Genomic DNA, 17257 nt, shown 5'->3' with positions numbered 1-17257 from the left:
GTGTGGGTTTATAGATGCTCTAGGGAGCTGTAAAAACCCTACTAGAACAAACTATACCCTATACTAATTAGTTAGAGAGGCTTCTTAGCTGGTTTCTTTATTGCACTATAATCATAACGATGCCTATAAAAAAAGAAATCTAAAGCCAATGATGATATTTAACGATTAAGATCTAAGTATCTAAGTTTTAATTATATAATCATATAAGTATCCTTTTTAAAATCAATATTTATGATTGTATATTCCATGGTTGATTAGATTCAAAAACATTTTGGTTTATTGTCTCTCTTATGGTTTCAATATTAAATTTCTTTCTGTCTTCAGGTAGTCTCAACACTCTAGGTAGGCGACTAATTCCTAATTCTCCATCTGCTAATGCATAATGCCTATAGCTTTTATTTATTACTTCATCACATTCGAATTCTACATATACCATACCTTGGCTTTTATTTTTAGCCAGATTGATAATTGACATGAAAACATCTTCTTGAAGTATTAGTTTTTCTTTAATGATATCTTCTATGGTGTAATTAGGTCTTCTTCCTAACTTTATTTTTTCCCAAAAAGTTCCCTTTTCTTTAATTTGAGAGTAATCGTTAAGGTTATCTTTTAACTCTTTAAGCTCTTTTGTAGATATATCAATTTCGCTTACTTTTTCTTGGATTTTAAATAGCGGTTTACTCATCATTTTTGTACGCTCTTCCGTACTTTTTTCTTGGGAACAAAGTAGATTATGTGATTTTATTAGTAGTTTTCTTAGTGCAATCAGTTTAATTGACATTATTTCACTACTGGTAGAGTGGATTGCCAAGTGGATTGCCAAAGGTTGTAATCTGAAATCTTGAAGATTATCTATCATTTGCTTAATTAATTGATCCAAATTATAGAACAAATAGTCTTGATCATTTATATTATGTAGTGTTGTTTGAATAATTCTGGGTAATTTCCCTAGTATAAGTACTGAGATTTGTTTCTCGTAAGTTATCATCCGCTCTTTTATAGTGGCTTCTGTAGAACCGCCATCTTGTTCAAGACGTTTTCTTAGTAAAGGCTTTAAATATATTTTATCGAGCTTTTGGATTTCATTAATAAAGCTTGATAGAGTGTCGGGCACTCCACTATCAAGGGTATAGAACCTGCTCATAATATAGGAAGCATAAGCTAGATATTGTGAGTCATTCATATGATATTTTCTGATCACAGCGTGGGTCAGATAGATATGTTTTTTAGTATCAATTCCAGTATTATCTTCATGAAGAAACCGTCGAAATGAATAGGGATTCTTACCACGTTTATCTGCACTACCAATCAAGAACCAATATTCCAGCCCTTCTACTATCATAAAACTTCTTTTTCCCCCTTCATATTTGATGAAACGGGGTAGGTATGTCAACTCTTGGAAGCTTATGTCTGATGAATCCCATTTTCGAAAATCCCTACCTTGGATTTTCTGCTTAATAAAAACTTCTTTTAAGTATGATTTTACCATGTGAGCGTCTAACCCGCGCAGTCCAGCATGGACATTGAGATTAACTTTATCTATCCACTGTGCTAAATCATATAAAAAAGCTACTCGTATTTTTTTACGATTTTTCTGTTCTTTTGGTAAGTTATGTAGATCCAAGTTGTCTAAATAACTAAATATAGCTTCAATTTCATCAGCGAGTTGCATAGCATCGTAGTATTCGATGCATGAATCAATAATTTTTAACATATCTGAGGCTATGGAGATTAAGTCTTTATTATTAGTTTGAATGTCTTTTATAGTTTTTTTTAGGGTAACGGGACGTTTGTATATCAAACCTTTGCCTTTATCAGCATAGATACCTCGAGGCTCTAATATATTTTTATGTATACTGTTTTGGCTTTCCTTATTTAGATCTGGAAGAATGAGACTAATAGTTTCTTGCCAGTCTGCGCTCAGGCTTGGGTCTATCGATTTAAGCTTATAAAGTTGATATTCAGAGATTTCAAGAATATCCATTATATTTAATCCTTTGGGCATTTTACAGTATAAGAAAGTACGCTAATCAAACATTTATAGTGTACAGTTGTACTATCATAGAGGGTTTGTGTCTAATTTGTATAGGTTGTTTTGTTATTTTATATTCATTTCTACACATAAATAGTTTAATTGATATAAGTTTCTTTTATAATGCTAGTCCATCTGATATATATGTAATATAGGAGAACCCTATGACAACCTCAAAAGTAACCTATCAAGGCGATCTACGCACTACCGCCATTCATTTGCAATCAAACAATGAAATCATTACCGATGCACCGACTGACAATCAAGGTAAGGGCGAAGCATTTTCACCGACTGATTTATTGGCGACGAGTTTAGCCAGTTGTATGTTGACGATTATTGGTATTAAAGCGCGTGATATGGAGATTGATATCGCAGGTACTACGAGCGAGGTGACCAAAATAATGGCTGCTGATCCAAGACGTGTCAGCGAAGTGCATATTGCTATTACTTTTAATCAAGAGTTAGATGATAAAACGCAAAAAATATTTTATAACACTGCGCTTACTTGTCCGGTTGCGAAAAGTATCCATCCTGATATCATTCAAAGAGTGACTATTAATTCTAAAAGCTATTAATGCTAATAGCTATTGATTCTAAGAACTACTAATTTCAAAAACTAGTAACCTCTATAAGGGTGATTGATATGGCTAGCAAAACCTTACTTATTGTTGCACATGCACCGTCGCCTAATACCAAAAAATTGGCACAAGCGGCTTACGATGGTGCCAATCATCCCGATATAGACATCAATGTCATACTCAAATCTCCCCAAGATACCCAGCCTGAAGATGTGCTGGCTGCTGATGCGCTGTTATTAGGGACGACTGAGAACTTGGCTTATATGGCAGGACTGACCAAAGATTTTTTTGATCGCTGTTATTATCCGGTGTTAGAGAAGAAGCAGGGCATGCCGTTTGCCTTATATATTCGCGCAGGTCATGATGGCACGGGCACTAAGCTTGCTATGAAAACGATTACGACCGGACTGCGTTGGGAATGGATTCAAGAAGCGCTGATTTTACAAGGTGATTGGCAAGAGGGATTTACTGAGCAAGTCGAAGAGCTGGCGATGACACTGGCAGCTGGGCTAGAAGCGGGTATTTATTAGTGCTTAATTTTTAATTTATTGATATTTGGTTGGTAATTTATATCCCGTTGCTATTTAGTTATTATCAAGATAAGAGGTTTTATGCTTAATCATAACTCAGATAATAAACAGTCTACTCTTACGGCTGGACTGCCATTCTCTCAAGCGTGTGAAAATAATAAGCAGCCGATTCTAGAAGTCTTACAGCAAGAGTTGCAAGACTTTACTCATGTCTTAGAAGTGGGTTCTGGAACCGGTCAGCATAGTGTCTATTTTGCACCACGATTGACGCATGTAAACTGGCAGACCAGTGATGTGTTCGCGCATCATGCGACTATCAACGCTTGGCATGCTGCTTATCCTGCGCCTAATTTATATGCGCCGCTTACTTTTGATGTATCGTGTGATTCGGTGCCGATAAATAAGGCTTTTGCTGCGCCTTATGATGCAGTATTTACCGCCAATACTTTGCATATTATGTCGTGGTCTTTGGTTAGCAAGTTATTTGAATTGGTCGGCGATATGCTACCTTTAAATGGTAAGTTTATCATTTATGGACCCTTTAACGAAAATGGCCGTTATAGCAGTGAAAGTAATCGTCAGTTTGACCATAGCTTACGGCAACGCGATAGCAACAGTGGTATTCGTCATTTAGAAGACGTGATAGATTTGGCAAATACACATCATCTAGTGCTATCTAATACCTATATGATGCCGGCTAATAACCAGATATTGGTCTTTCAAAAGAAAACTTAATGCATATATATTTTAGAAAACATGCTTTAACAATGCCAACTTACCCTTATTGATAACGTCCATTCTATTTATCCGCTAAAAAATTCAAAGTGGCGCTGTTAAGAGTGCCTAATTCCTCAGCATAAACGCCTATTAATATACCTTTGCCTGTAATCTCAGTAACAACCTCAATAACAACCTCAATAACAACCTCAATAACAACCTCATTAACGCCTCGTTATTAAGGCATATCTTCACGCAGTGACAACGCGTTTCATGCTTAACCAAACATCAACACGCTTAACGATATATGTGACATACCTGCCGTAGTTTTTGAGTAATATAATTGATGAGCTTAAGTGTCTTAATATTTAAAAGCTTTTTCATCTTTTAAAATCAGCCGTGCAACACAGAAAATTAAACGACATATGAAGTCAAAACCATCTCTAAGGATATAAAACTGTGTTAGCGCTTATTAAATGGGCTATCTATCGCTCATTTTTACTCATTAGCTAGGATATTTTATGAATAATAATATTGATCATACCGACCCCGCTAAAGATATGAATACCGAACGCGGCAATGGCGGTGAAACGCATCAGCGTGCCGATGGCGATACTAAAGCGATGACGACCCAACAAGGCGTGGTCATCTCTGACAATCAAAACTCCCTGAAGGTGGGCGCACGTGGTCCGGCGCTATTAGAAGATTTTGTTTTACGCGAAAAGATTAATCACTTCGACCATGAGCGTATTCCAGAGCGTATTGTCCATGCACGCGGTAGTGCTGCCCATGGTTATTTTGAGTTGACCGAATCGTTAGAAGAATTTACCACTGCTAAGATTTTGACTGAAACAGGTAAGCAAACGCCATTATTTACCCGTTTTTCTACGGTTGCTGGTAATAAAGGCTCAAAAGATACGCCGCGTGATGTGCGTGGTTTTGCAGTGAAAATTTATACTGAAGAGGGCAACTGGGACATCGTCGGTAACAATATGCCGATTTTCTTTATTCAAGATGCGATGAAATTCCCTGATTTTGTTCATGCGGTGAAACCAGAGCCGGATCGTGGTTTCCCGCAAGCGGCCTCTGCCCATGATACTTTTTGGGATTTTGTCTCGCTTAGCCCTGAGACCATGCACAATGTCATTTGGCTGATGAGCGATCGCGCACTGCCGCGTAGCTTGGGGATGATGGAAGGCTTTGGTATTCATAGCTATCGTTTTATTAATAAGGACGGCAAGAGTACCTTTGTGCGTTTCCATTGGAAGCCGGTACTTGGCGTGCAGTCGCTGATTTGGGATGAAGCGGTTAAAATCTCTGGTGCGGATCCCGATTATAATCGCCGTGATTTATTTGAATCGATTAATAATGGCGATTATCCAGAGTGGGAATTTGGCGTCCAGCTATTTACTGAAGAGGAAGCCAATGAGTTTCCGTTTGACCACTTAGATGCCACCAAGCTGATTCCAGAAGAAATGGTGCCAGTACGTATCGTAGGTAAAATGGTGTTAAATCGCTATCCGGATAATTTCTTTGCCGAAACGGAGCAAGTGGCGTTCTGTCCATCGCATCTGCCACCGGGCATCGACTTTAGTAATGACCCTTTATTACAAGGTCGCCTATTTAGTTATTTAGATACGCAGCTGTCACGTCTGGGCTCACCAAACTTTGCGCAAATTCCGATTAATGCGCCAAAATGTCCGTTTGCTAATAATCAGCAAGACGGTCATATGCAGATGCACGTGCCAAAAACGCGCGTCCTTTATGAGCCACAAAGCCTTGATCCAACAAGACCGCGTGAAAGTATTAAAAAAGGCTTTGAGTCGTTCCATGAGCAGCTAGACGATGGCGTCAAAGGTCGCGTGCGCGCTGAAAGCTTTGCTGACCATTATAGCCAGCCGCGTATGTTCTACCTTAGCCAAACGCCAACTGAGAAAGCGCATATCGCCTCAGCCTATGCCTTTGAGCTGGGTAAAGTAGATACCGCCCATGTACGTACGCGTATGCTCGGCCACCTGCTGAATATTGATGAAGATTTGGCACAGCGTGTTGCAAAAGCGTTGGGCATGGAATTGCCAGAGGCGGCAGAGCCTGCTGCGCCGATACAAGATATGGCGACTTCTGAGAAATTACAAACGATTGGCTTGACGCCTAAAACCCTAAAAAGTCGCTTAATTGGCATTTTAGTTGCAGAAGGCTCAAAACACAGTGAAATTAAGAAGTTTGAAGAGGCGGCAAAAGCGGAAGGCGCTCGCGTGAAAATCGTCGCGCCAAGTAAAGAGGTGGTTTTAGACGATGATACTCGCATACAAGCCGACGAGCGTGTAGCTGGTGGCCCGTCAGTGATGTTTGATGCGGTGGTCAGTATCATTATGCCCGAGCAAGCAAAGAAGCTGGCTAAAGACAGTGCCACGCTTGATTGGTTTAATGATGCCTATGCACATTGTAAAGCCATTGCTTATTGCGGGGCGACCGATGAGTTTATCTTAAGTAAATTACCGATTGAAAAAGATGCTTTTGTCACGCCACTGGCTGAACTTGATACCTTTATCGAAAATGCCAAATCGCGTCTATGGGAACGGGAGCCAAAAGTGCGTGACTTGGCTTAATTGATAGTTTAGCTTAATAATTAGCTCTTTTAATAATAAAAACTCAGCTGCTAGTCATAACTAGGTGCTGGGTTTTTTTATTATCTTCGCGCTTTAAATGTCCAATAAAAGCCATATTAACTATTTATCTATAGTCATAAGCGTTCACTCAAAGTCATTTATTTTACAGGGATGGGCGTTATACTAAAGGACGAATTTTTATTTTATTAGCCATAAAGTGAATAAAACATATCGTTAATACGTCACTGGTTTGCTAGTGGAAGGACAGGAAAGCGGTCAAGGAAGATAAATGAGTTTATGTCATATCGTACGCTTGGATGGGTATATTCAAAGTAGCTATCTCGCGGTTTATCCAGATAAATTGATGCTATTAGACGGCTGCTGTCGTCCTGATGTGGCGCTGGTGCTGGGTTATATTAAAAATACTCTTAAGCGCCCAATCAGCGATTTAAAAGTAGTGGTCGTCACCCATATGCATCCAGATCATGCGGGCGGCGCGCACAAACTGCGCACGGCAACTGGCTGTTTGATCGTCTCTGCTGCGAAAGAGACCCAGTGGTACAGCGGTGTTGGCGGGCGAGTTATGCATCTGGTGGATATCGGTTTAGCGCATTATGTGGCCAAGCGGCAAGGGCGTGCTATTACAAGGCTGTGGTATAGCCCGCATTTGCAACCTGATTTGACGGTTGGCGATGGTGATACGATACCCCAGTTTGATGATTGGCAGGTACTTGAGACGCCAGGGCATACGGATCGTGATTTATCTTTGTTTCATCTGCCAAGCCGTCAGGTGTATACCGCTGATTTAATCATCAAGCTGCGCCATAAATTTGTCGCGCCATTCCCTATTTATGATCCTAAAGTTTATATTCAGTCGCTACAAAAGGTAAAAGATTTAAAACCGTCAAATGTCATGATGGCGCATGGTTGTGAGCTGGATATTGATGCCGCTACTTTTGACAAGCTGATTGCCCAAGCGCCTAAACATCGGCGGACCATTAAAGATACCATTAAGCATAAATTGCTTTGGCGACAAAATAACGGTTTTAGCCTTCGTAAGCGTAAACGTTAAAAGCTAAAACGTTTACGCTATAAACTACAGCTTTAATAAAACATTTAGCCAAAAAAAGCATAAAAAAAAGCCCAATCATTAAATGACTGGGCTTTCCTAAAGATGGTGGGCCGACCGCGACTCGAACGCGGGACCAATTGATTAAAAGTCAACTGCTCTACCAACTGAGCTATCGGCCCTGAGAAGCGTTAAAAAATTGCATGACAATTTTAGCTTCGCAAGATAAATTTCCTTAAAGGGAAATTTATTAAAACTAGACATCAAAAACAATGTCTTTAAACTTATTACGCTACTACCGGATAGGGTAGCATACATGATAAGGGCAATACTAAAGATGGTGGGCCGACCGCGACTCGAACGCGGGACCAATTGATTAAAAGTCAACTGCTCTACCAACTGAGCTATCGGCCCTGAGAAGCGTTAAAAAATTGCATGACAATTTTAGCTTCGCAAGATAAATTTCCTTAAAGGGAAATTTATTAAAACTAGACATCAAAAACAATGTCCTAAAGCTTCATTTCTTTATCTATTCATGAATCAATATCAAAAGAGACAATAAGCTTGTTTACCCGTTTAGATTATTTGTATCTCTAAACGTGAGAGCACATTATATATATAATTATGACAATTACAACCCCGAATGCTAAAAAAAGTGCAAATCCGTGCAAATTAATCATATTTTTTTAAATTTAAGGATTAATTGGCTTTTAGAGACTTTAAAAACCTATTAATAGGGCGTTTTCAACTTTGTTTTTTGATGTTTACCTTTAGCGTTAGTCGTAAAATTATTCTAATCTCTAGACAATGCTTCTACTGGATCTAACTTGGCAGCATTACGAGCAGGTAAGAAGCCGAATACAACCCCAATAAGCGTTGAGCACACAAATGCGGCGATAATAGAGGTTGATGAGTAGATGACTTTGAAACTATCGCCGCCGACACGGTTAATCAGCTCACCAATCGCAAATGCCATGCCTATACCCAATAGTCCGCCTAAAATACAGACCAAAACGGCTTCAATCAGAAACTGCTGCATGATATCGCTTTGACGCGCACCGACGGCCATGCGTACGCCAATCTCATTAGTGCGCTCGGTCACTGATACCAGCATGATATTCATCACGCCAATCCCGCCGACAATTAACGAGATAATAGCGATAGAAGATATTAATAACGTCATAGCAGCTGTGGTAGATTCAATGGTCTGACGAATAGAGTCGGAGTTACGGATGCGAAAATCATCGGTACCATGACGACTTTTCATCAGCTCAGATATGGCAGACTCAGCGGCAGCAGAGGAGATATTATTGTCAATCAGCGCGACAAAGCTCTCAATATAGGCACTGCCTATCAGCCGCGACATCATGGTAGTATAGGGCATATATAACGTCGGTGTATCGACGCTGCGACTAAAACCACCGTCGTTTGGCTCTAGTACCCCAATCACGCGCCCAGGAACGCTACCGATTAGTAATACCTCACCAATCGGATTGGCATTGTCAGGAAAAAAAGTTTTATTGGCATTATTATCGATAATGATATCTTGGGTACGGCGTAGGATACTTTGTTCATCGAAACCCTGACCTAGTGCCAGCTTTTCACCGCTCACATCGAGGTAGTCTTTACCAACGCCACTGATACTGGCAGCTTCTTGGATATTACGATAGCGCACGTTCATATTGCTATTGAGCTGCGGGCTGACACTGAGCACATAGGGTTGGTCAGCGACCGCTTGGGCGTCTTGCGGGGTTAGATTATCATCGTTGTACTGACGCCTAGGGTCACCGTAGGGGTAGCCGTCAGTGACAGTAATGGTATTGGTACCTAAGGAGCTGATATTGGAGAGTATCTGCTCTTGTGAGCCTTTCCCCAGACCGACGACCGATACCACGGAAGCAATACCAATGATAATCCCTAACATCGTCAATAAGGTGCGCATTTTATGGGCGCGCATGGCAAGTAAGGACATTTTAAAGGCTTCAAATAAGCGGTCGATAAAGCTGCTAAAGGCGCTTTTACGGTGCTTATCTATCATCGCCGCTGGCTGGGCTTCTGCTTGCTGATAATCTTCGTTTTTATAATCAGCGATGATATAACCGTCTTTGATTTCAATGACGCGCTCAGCTTGGGCGGCAAGACCCGGGTCATGGGTGACCATTATTATGGTATGACCTTGCGCGTTTAAGTCTTTGAGGATTTGTACGACGTCTTTACCTGATTTACTATCTAGGGCACCTGTGGGCTCATCGGCTAGGATGATATCGCCACCATTCATTAGCGCCCTTGCGATAGACACACGCTGCTGCTGTCCACCCGATAGCTGGCTTGGGCGATTATTAACTTTGTCCGCCAGTCCTAAATCTGACAATAGTTTTTCGGCACGGTCATTACGTGCTTGCCCGTCCATCCCAGCATAGACTGCTGGTACAGAAACGTTGTCACGAGCATTAATGTCGCCTAATAGATGATAGCGCTGAAAAATAAAACCAAAGTGCTCACGGCGCAGTTTTGCCAGCTCATCCGCATCTAGGCGGCTGACCGATTGACCAAATATCTTATAGTCGCCAGCAGTCGCTTGGTCTAAGCAACCCAAGATATTCATCAAGGTCGATTTTCCCGAACCTGATTGCCCAATGATAGCCACCATTTCGCCTTGATTGATGGTCAGGTTGATATCATGCAAGACGCGAATGGTCTGCTCGCCAGCTTTGAACTCTCTAATCAGTCCTTTGACTTCCATCAAAGGCGTAGCGGTGGCATTAGAAGTCGGGTCTTGGTTACTCATTTGCTATCCTGCTTATATCAAATCAATATCAACGCTCGTTTTTTGCTATCGTCGATTCAACGTAGGTTTTAGAGTTTTAAATTTAGAGCCTTTTAAAATTCAATAGTGTTAACGCTTGAACATCGTTAATCTTACGACTATAACCTCATATTAAAACGGTCGACCGCCTCTGCCACCCATGCCACCTCTGCCGCCCTTACTGCCAATATTAGGTCCTTCTTCGCTTAAGATAACCTCATCGCCTTTTTTAAGACCGCTTAGAATTTCCGCATTGACACGATTATTGATACCGACTTTGACGGTTTGTTCAACGACTTCACCATCGGCTTTAAGTACACGCACCATCGCTGTAGTTGCACGAGAGTCATTATCAGCACTCGCGGCAGTACTCTTAGCAGATTCTTTTTTAGCATTGCTGGATTTTTTAGATTTACCGGCAGGCTGTAGGGCAGCAGAGGGGATAAGTAGCGCGTCTTTTGCTTGATTAATAACGATATATACTTGCGCGGTCATATCGATGCGAAAGCGGCGCTCGGTATTGGGCACTTCGATATAACCAACATAATAAATGGCCGCATCGGTAGAGCTAGTATCGCTGATTTTCTCAGGAGCCGGTTCAATGGCTTTGAGGGTCGCATCATACTTTTGATCGGGATTGCCGATGATATTAAAATAGACGGGTAAGCCTGCTTTGACGTTAATGACGTCGGCTTCAGAGATTTGCGCATTGATACGCACGGTCGATAAATCGGCTAAGGTAACAATGGTCGGTGCAGTTTGGTTGGCGTTGACCGTTGTCCCTTGCTCAGTGGTCACCGAGACTACCGTCCCTGACATTGGCGCGCGAATGGTGGTATAGCTTAAATCTTCCTGCGCGGTGCTAACGTTGGTTTGAGATTTACGTAACGCCGCCTGTTGGCTATTGATATTCGCCTCGGTAGTCGCTATTGCGGCTTTTGCTGTCTCAATGGCAGCGCGCGCATTAGCGACCGATGCCTGAGCGGTGGCAACCTTTGTCGCTTGCGTATCATAATCTTGCTGCGATATCGCATCGATAGCCAGTAAGCCTTGTAGGCGCGAGAAGTCTGCTTGTGCTTGTCTGAGCTCAGCTTGACGGCTGGCAAGATCCGCTTGCGCACTTTTTAGGCTTGCTTGACGACTCAACGACTCGGCACGGGCACTTTGTAGCGCCGCTTCACTTTGCTCAAGGCTCGCTTGCTCATTGCTTAAATTATTCTTTTGGGTAACCTGATCAATCTGCGCAATTAAATCGCCTTTTTGCACTTCATCACCGACTTCAACAAACAGCCGCGTCACTTCACCCGAGACCTGCGCACCCACATCGACGGTATTTAACGCCTTAACTTTACCGGAGGCCATGACGTTATTTTCGATATCGCCAATCTCAGCGGTCGCTGTTAGATAGTTGGGTGTGGTTTCTTTTGGTTTAAAGGTTTTATAGGCCAAAGCCCCTAAAGCTATGATGACAAGGGCAATAATGCCCCATTTAATAGCAGACTTTTTGCTCATTTTGCGCATGACAACAATCCAATCACAGTTAAATCAAGTGTAGCTATAGTAGAGGCTTGCTGGACAAAAGGGAATGGCAATTAGTTTGCGAAACGTTAAGAGGAGACATAGTGGTAGTAATAATGCGACAAATTACAGACAAAAAAATAACCCTATATAGAGGGTTAAATAAGAAAAAGTGATGAGTTATCTTTAATAAGCTATGGGATAGAGTTAATAATAAATGAAAGAAATACATTAAATTATGACGCGGGACAGGAATACGTTTTTTTTGCTTGCTGTGCCTACGCCGACAGAGGCTGCAAAAAACTCATTCCTATCCCGCTATCTGCTTTTTTATTGAAATCAGTATATGCTTGCCTGATCATTTAATGTGCTTGAAATAACCTTCGCCCTGATAGCTCAAGCGCTGCTTGCAGTAATAACTCCCACGCTGGCTGGCGTACCAAGCCTTTAATCGCTTGATCACACTTATAAAGCAGAGCAGGCCAAGTCGCAGTCTGAGCTTTTGAGTGGCGGCGGCATGCTTGCTGGTATAAGCCTTGTTTGCTACGCCAAATGCCAAGCGCTTGCGGGTCTTGTCCGTCCATTAATTGCATGATTTGCCGCATGTCTTTACTAATTGACCATAAAACCAAGGTGGTTGGCTCATCAGTCGCTTTCAGCTGAAATATAATTTTAGCAACTTGGGCGCTATTGCCAGCAAGCATCGCATCGGATAAATCAAATACACTGAACTGCGCATCGCTGACCAATGCCGCTTGCAAGTCATTAATATCTAATGCCACGTTTGTCACAGGCGGGCTAGAATTATTATCAAGATTTGCACTATGGCTATTATGACTATCACTGCTATTAGGACTGTCACTGCTACTATTTGCCATTAATTGGGGGGCAAATAAATACGATAGCCGCCATAAGGTTTGATAGGCACTGAGCAAATGATGCTCGGTATGTGACATCAGCAGCTGCCAAGCTTCTTGCGACAATGTTAAGCCGAACTGCTGGGCTTGTATCTGCAATAACTGCTGACGTTGTTGCTCGTTATACAAATTGCAGTCGATAACGTGACCATATTGCGCAAATGGCGCAAACCATTTGCTGGTTTGGGCGCGTTTATCCTGCTTTGGCGTGAGCCATAACAAGCTATGACTATGAGCTCCTGTCTGTGCATCGACGGCAAAACGTTCTAGCTCGGCAATAACGGCTTTATCAGGTTTATGGTTACCCGTGACAATCAACGCACTGGCATCATCGAATAAAGACTGACTGCCAAGCTCTGATAACACTTCCTGCCAGCTCTTTACTGACACCAGCTCGATACGTTTAATGGCGTAATTCTGCGCGCGCCAATGCGGACGCAGCGCATCGATAAGCCATTGACTGAGTAAGGGCTCATCACCGTGTGCCAGCCACAAGCCTGCTACTGCAACGGAAGGTTGTAGCAGTTTTGGATAAGCTTGTATAAAAGTATCTTGCATAGACGAAGAAGGACACAAGGTTATGAATAGGGAAGTAAAGCTGCCATTATTTAAAAAAGCACTTTAAATAAAGGCAGCTTTAGTAAGGTTATGTTTTAACAATGATATTGTTAAAACATGAACGTTTAAAAATGAAAAAACAGCAACCTTAAGATTGCGGCACGATAACAGCAGTAGATGCTGAACCTTTACCATTTTGCATAGCTGGTTTGCCACTGTTAGGGGCAATCTTAGGCAGCGCAATCGCCACATATTGATCGGTAATTCGGCGCGCTAAGCTGTCGTAAAGCCAATCACGAATTTGCTCGCCCTGCTGATCATCGGTACTCACCGATGCCTCATTATATTGATAGCTGCGCTCAACTTGGATAGGGTTGGTCAGTGTCACAGGTTTGCCATTCTCTACGCTTTGATAGCTGACATCAGCTGACATCACCAAGCGAATCTCTGTCAAGACACCAACCAGCTCATAACGCTTAAAACGGACATTATTAACCGTAATTGCTGCAATGGTTTCTGCGCCCGCTTTTTGGTTATTGCTGGCCACATCGGCCAAGGTCATATTATCAATAACCTCAACACCCAATGATTGTAGACGCCGTGTTAGGGGACGTTTCAATGGAAATGAGGTGCGATTGTCTTCGATAATTACCGCAGTCTTAGCAACATCAAATAGCATGGGTGCATCATAGCCGCGTAGCTGAAAACCACAACCACTGAGACTGGCACCTGCACCCAATACCGCAAACATTGGCAAAGCTGTCAGTAGCGCTGTTACCAGTTTTTGGGTGCCTGATTTACGAATCATGCTGCTTTTTCCGTCTGATTTTGCTTGATGTGCCTGCAAAGCTCGGTGCTTATACGACATAATCGCTATCCTTATTTTGATAAGAAGACCTAAAACGCAATGTCTAAAAATGCTGGGTTTAAAACACTAGGTTTGAAAACGCTGCATTCAAAAGCGCAACGTCTAAAAACCCAGTTTTTGAAAACATAACGTTGTAAAGGTCTAGCCTGCAACCACGATATTAACCAGTTTGTTCGGTACGACGATTTCTTTTTTAATCTCGCCAGTAAGGAATTTTGCCACGCCTTCAAGCGCTTTTGCTTGCGCTTTTAGCTGCTCAGGATCGCTATTAGGCGCGACATCCATTTTACCGCGCATTTTACCGTTAACCTGCACCACCATCGTAATCATGTCTTGCACTAGAGCGCTTGCATCGACTTCTGGATAGTTTAGGGTGACGGTATCCATTCCTAACTGCTCAAGCAAATGCTCACCGATGTGCGGCGCGTATACCGATAGGATAATCAATAAATCAATCAGTGCTTCATGCTGTACTTGTAGGTCTTGCTCACTGTTTGCTTTGAAGTTACTTAACTCGTTAGCAAGCTCCATTAGGCTAGAAACTGGCGTATTAAGTGCTAGGCGTTTGCCCAAATCACTATCAATCTTACCAATCGTTTCATGCGTCTTACGGCGTAAGGCTTTCGCTTCTTTGCTTAAGTTATCCGTATTGAGTGCTTCATTATTTAGCGTATCAAGATTTAAATTTGCGTCGTCAAGTGCCTGCATATGCTCGGTCGCAATGCGCCATACTTTTTTCACAAAGTTATAAGGGCCTTTTAATGCATCATCTGACCATTCAAGTGTTTGGTCAGCAGGTGCCGTAAATAAGGTATAAAGGCGCACGGTATCTGCGCCATATTTATCAATGGTAATCTGAGGATCGACACCGTTGTTTTTTGACTTCGACATTTTTTCGATTTTACCAATCGTCACTGGCTGACCGTCTGATTTTAAAATGGCTTTAATCGGCTGACCACGCTCGTTATAGTCGATATCGATGTCTTCGGTAAAGTAATAAGTAGTACTGCCATCGCTATTCACGCGGTAGAACGTGCCGGCAAGTACCATACCTTGGGTCATTAGATTGGCAAATGGCTCATCACCTGAGACCAAGTTTTCATCGCGCATCAGTTTATGGAAGAAGCGTGCATAAAGTAGATGCATAACCGCATGCTCGACACCGCCGATATATTGGTCAACCGGCAACCATTTATTGGCGGCAGACTTATTGACCATATTGGTTGTATCGTGTGGGCTGGCAAAGCGGGCATAGTACCAGCTCGACTCTACAAAGGTATCAAAGGTATCGGTTTCACGCTCAGCAGGATTGCCACATTTAGGACAAGTGGTATTGACAAATTCTGGGATATTTTTTAGCGGATTACCGCGACCGTCAGGGACGACGTCAGTTGGTAGGACAACCGGCAAATCTTGCTCTTCAACCGGCACCGTACCGCAATGCTCACAGTTGACCATTGGGATAGGGCAGCCCCAATAGCGCTGGCGAGAAACACCCCAATCACGCAGACGGTATTGGATTTTTTTCTTCGCAAGCTGTTGTGGCTCAAGCTTAGCAAGCATCGCTTCAAACGCTTGCTCAAAATCCATGCCGTCAAATTCGCCTGAATTGACTAGAGTATTGCGCTCGGTATAAGCACGATTGCTCTCAGTATTATTCGCTTTAGCGTCTTCTTCTACCTTATCAAGAAAGCCAGCAGGAATGTCAATCACTTGCTTAATTGGCAAATTATATTTGGTCGCAAACTCGTAATCGCGCTCATCATGAGCAGGAACCGCCATCACCGCACCTGAGCCATAGCTCATCAGTACATAGTTGGCAACCCATACAGGCACTTCTTCGCCAGTCAATGGATGAGTGACGGTAAGACCCGTATCCATCCCGATTTTTTCAGCTTTAGCCAAATCTGCTTCGGCAACCGAGCCTTTTTTGCAAAGGGCACAGAATTGGGCAATCGCTTCATCTTGTTCAGATGCGTATTGTGCCAACGGATGCTCGGCCGCGACTGCGACATAAGTCACACCCATCAAAGTATCAGGACGAGTCGTGAACACATCTAAGGTATTGGTTTCGCCAGCCAGCTCATAAGGGAAATGGACTTCCATACCGGCACTACGGCCAATCCAGTTGCGCTGCATGGTCAGCACTTCAGACGGCCAGTGACCTTCTAACTGGTCTAAATCATCAAGCAGCTCATCAGCATAATCGGTGATGTTAAAATAATACATTGGGATATCGCGCTTTTCGACCGCCGCGCCACTACGCCAACCTTTACCATCAATGACTTGCTCATTGGCTAACACGGTATTGTCGACCGGATCCCAGTTGACGGTGGCAAGCTTTTTATAAACCAAGCCTTTTTTGTATAACTGCAAAAACAACCACTGCTCCCATTGATAATACTCAGGGCTACAAGTGGCAAATTCACGTGACCAATCAATAGACAAACCAAGCAATTTAAGCTGCGCGCGCATGCTGTCAATATTGGCAAACGTCCATTCGGCAGGCGGTGTTTGATTGGCAATCGCGGCGTTTTCTGCTGGCAGACCAAAACCATCCCAACCCATTGGCTGCATGACTTCATAGCCTTTTAGGCGATAATAACGGCTCAGTACATCAGAGATAGTATAGTTACGCACGTGACCCATATGCAGCTTACCGCTTGGGTAAGGGAACATCGACAGCATATAGCGACTTGGTTTGTCGCTTGGCTCGTTACTTACTTCAAAACGCTTGTCAGTTGCCCATTTGGCTTGCTGCGCCGCTTCAATAAGTTGCGGCTGATACTGGGCGTTATCGATAGAAGTATTATTGGTATGGGTAGTATTAGCAGTTTCTGCTGTCACGGCGTTGCTCATAGTTGGCTCGGAATAGGTTGTTACAGATAAATTGGGTAAAATTTTACAATGCCATAGCATAGCGTAATTTGGCAAAAATTGCGACGATATGATGGGGTGTTTGCTCACCGTAAAGGCGATAAATCTGCAAAGTGAATACGCTTATGAATGTTTTCGTCGTCATAAACCAAATGCTGATGTCAGTTAGGTATAATAA

The 17257-nt window shown here is 42.6% G+C and carries 11 protein-coding genes and 2 tRNA genes; 5 read left to right on the top strand and 8 right to left on the bottom strand.

Going from position 1 to position 17257, the window contains the following annotated elements; genetic code table 11:
* Window positions 1–229: 229 nt before the first annotated feature.
* Complete coding sequence (locus PG901_RS09095) at window positions 230–1984, bottom strand: hypothetical protein (protein WP_271134288.1); 1755 nt, start codon at window positions 1982–1984, stop codon at window positions 230–232.
* Between the two features lie 212 nt (window positions 1985–2196).
* Between PG901_RS09095 and PG901_RS09090 the strand changes: the two genes are divergently transcribed.
* The 5 genes from PG901_RS09090 (at window position 2197) to PG901_RS09070 (ending at window position 7538) form a co-directional block, all read left to right on the top strand.
* Window positions 2197–2607, top strand: coding sequence for an OsmC family protein (locus PG901_RS09090; RefSeq protein WP_271134287.1), 411 nt, complete (start codon window positions 2197–2199; stop codon window positions 2605–2607).
* Window positions 2608–2675: 68 nt separating this feature from the next.
* Window positions 2676–3140, top strand: coding sequence for a flavodoxin family protein (locus PG901_RS09085; protein WP_201562567.1), 465 nt, complete (start codon window positions 2676–2678; stop codon window positions 3138–3140).
* Window positions 3141–3221: 81 nt separating this feature from the next.
* Window positions 3222–3875, top strand: coding sequence for a DUF938 domain-containing protein (locus PG901_RS09080; RefSeq protein ID WP_271134286.1), 654 nt, complete (start codon window positions 3222–3224; stop codon window positions 3873–3875).
* A 503-nt stretch (window positions 3876–4378) separates the two neighbouring features.
* Complete coding sequence (locus PG901_RS09075; protein WP_271134285.1) at window positions 4379–6466, top strand: catalase; 2088 nt, start codon at window positions 4379–4381, stop codon at window positions 6464–6466.
* 289 nt (window positions 6467–6755) lie between these two features.
* Entirely contained in the window at window positions 6756–7538 is a 783-nt protein-coding gene (locus tag PG901_RS09070) for an MBL fold metallo-hydrolase (protein ID WP_271134284.1), read from the top strand.
* 103 nt (window positions 7539–7641) lie between these two features.
* Here PG901_RS09070 and PG901_RS09065 read toward each other — a convergent pair.
* The 7 genes from PG901_RS09065 to leuS form a co-directional block, all read right to left on the bottom strand.
* A tRNA-Lys gene (locus PG901_RS09065) sits at window positions 7642–7717 on the bottom strand.
* A 156-nt stretch (window positions 7718–7873) separates the two neighbouring features.
* Window positions 7874–7949: transfer RNA gene (locus PG901_RS09060), tRNA-Lys, on the bottom strand.
* A 379-nt stretch (window positions 7950–8328) separates the two neighbouring features.
* Entirely contained in the window at window positions 8329–10323 is a 1995-nt protein-coding gene (locus PG901_RS09055) for a MacB family efflux pump subunit (RefSeq protein ID WP_271134283.1), read from the bottom strand.
* Window positions 10324–10473: 150 nt separating this feature from the next.
* Window positions 10474–11862: an efflux RND transporter periplasmic adaptor subunit gene (locus PG901_RS09050; protein ID WP_271134282.1), complete on the bottom strand. Its 1389-nt coding sequence runs from the start codon at window positions 11860–11862 to the stop codon at window positions 10474–10476.
* Between the two features lie 359 nt (window positions 11863–12221).
* Window positions 12222–13334 carry a DNA polymerase III subunit delta gene (locus tag PG901_RS09045; RefSeq protein WP_271134281.1) on the bottom strand — a complete coding sequence of 371 codons (1113 nt, stop codon included), beginning with the start codon at window positions 13332–13334 and terminating at the stop codon, window positions 12222–12224.
* 148 nt (window positions 13335–13482) lie between these two features.
* Entirely contained in the window at window positions 13483–14202 is a 720-nt protein-coding gene (locus PG901_RS09040) for an LPS-assembly lipoprotein LptE (protein WP_271134280.1), read from the bottom strand.
* Between the two features lie 141 nt (window positions 14203–14343).
* Entirely contained in the window at window positions 14344–17061 is a 2718-nt protein-coding gene (gene leuS, locus PG901_RS09035; RefSeq protein WP_442966882.1) for a leucine--tRNA ligase, read from the bottom strand.
* Window positions 17062–17257: the final 196 nt, after the last annotated feature.

It is taken from the genome of Psychrobacter sp. ANT_H3, from assembly GCF_027919975.1.
Lineage (GTDB): Bacteria > Pseudomonadota > Gammaproteobacteria > Pseudomonadales > Moraxellaceae > Psychrobacter > Psychrobacter maritimus.
The sequence above is the reverse complement of the archived record's forward strand: the minus strand, read 5'-3'. Positions and strand labels throughout refer to the sequence as shown.

Excerpts from the sequence above, each read along its gene's own strand:
- PG901_RS09045 (WP_271134281.1), bottom strand. The coding sequence starts at position 13,334 with ATGCAAGATACTTTTATACAAGCTTATCCAAAACTGCTACAACCTTCC.
- PG901_RS09080 (WP_271134286.1), top strand. The coding sequence starts at position 3,222 with ATGCTTAATCATAACTCAGATAATAAACAGTCTACTCTTACGGCTGGA.
- PG901_RS09090 (WP_271134287.1), top strand. The coding sequence starts at position 2,197 with ATGACAACCTCAAAAGTAACCTATCAAGGCGATCTACGCACTACCGCC.
- PG901_RS09040 (WP_271134280.1), bottom strand. The coding sequence starts at position 14,202 with ATGTCGTATAAGCACCGAGCTTTGCAGGCACATCAAGCAAAATCAGAC.
- PG901_RS09075 (WP_271134285.1), top strand. The coding sequence starts at position 4,379 with ATGAATAATAATATTGATCATACCGACCCCGCTAAAGATATGAATACC.
- PG901_RS09070 (WP_271134284.1), top strand. The coding sequence starts at position 6,756 with ATGAGTTTATGTCATATCGTACGCTTGGATGGGTATATTCAAAGTAGC.
- PG901_RS09095 (WP_271134288.1), bottom strand. The coding sequence starts at position 1,984 with ATGGATATTCTTGAAATCTCTGAATATCAACTTTATAAGCTTAAATCG.
- PG901_RS09085 (WP_201562567.1), top strand. The coding sequence starts at position 2,676 with ATGGCTAGCAAAACCTTACTTATTGTTGCACATGCACCGTCGCCTAAT.
- PG901_RS09055 (WP_271134283.1), bottom strand. The coding sequence starts at position 10,323 with ATGAGTAACCAAGACCCGACTTCTAATGCCACCGCTACGCCTTTGATG.
- PG901_RS09050 (WP_271134282.1), bottom strand. The coding sequence starts at position 11,862 with ATGCGCAAAATGAGCAAAAAGTCTGCTATTAAATGGGGCATTATTGCC.
- leuS (WP_442966882.1), bottom strand. The coding sequence starts at position 17,061 with ATGAGCAACGCCGTGACAGCAGAAACTGCTAATACTACCCATACCAAT.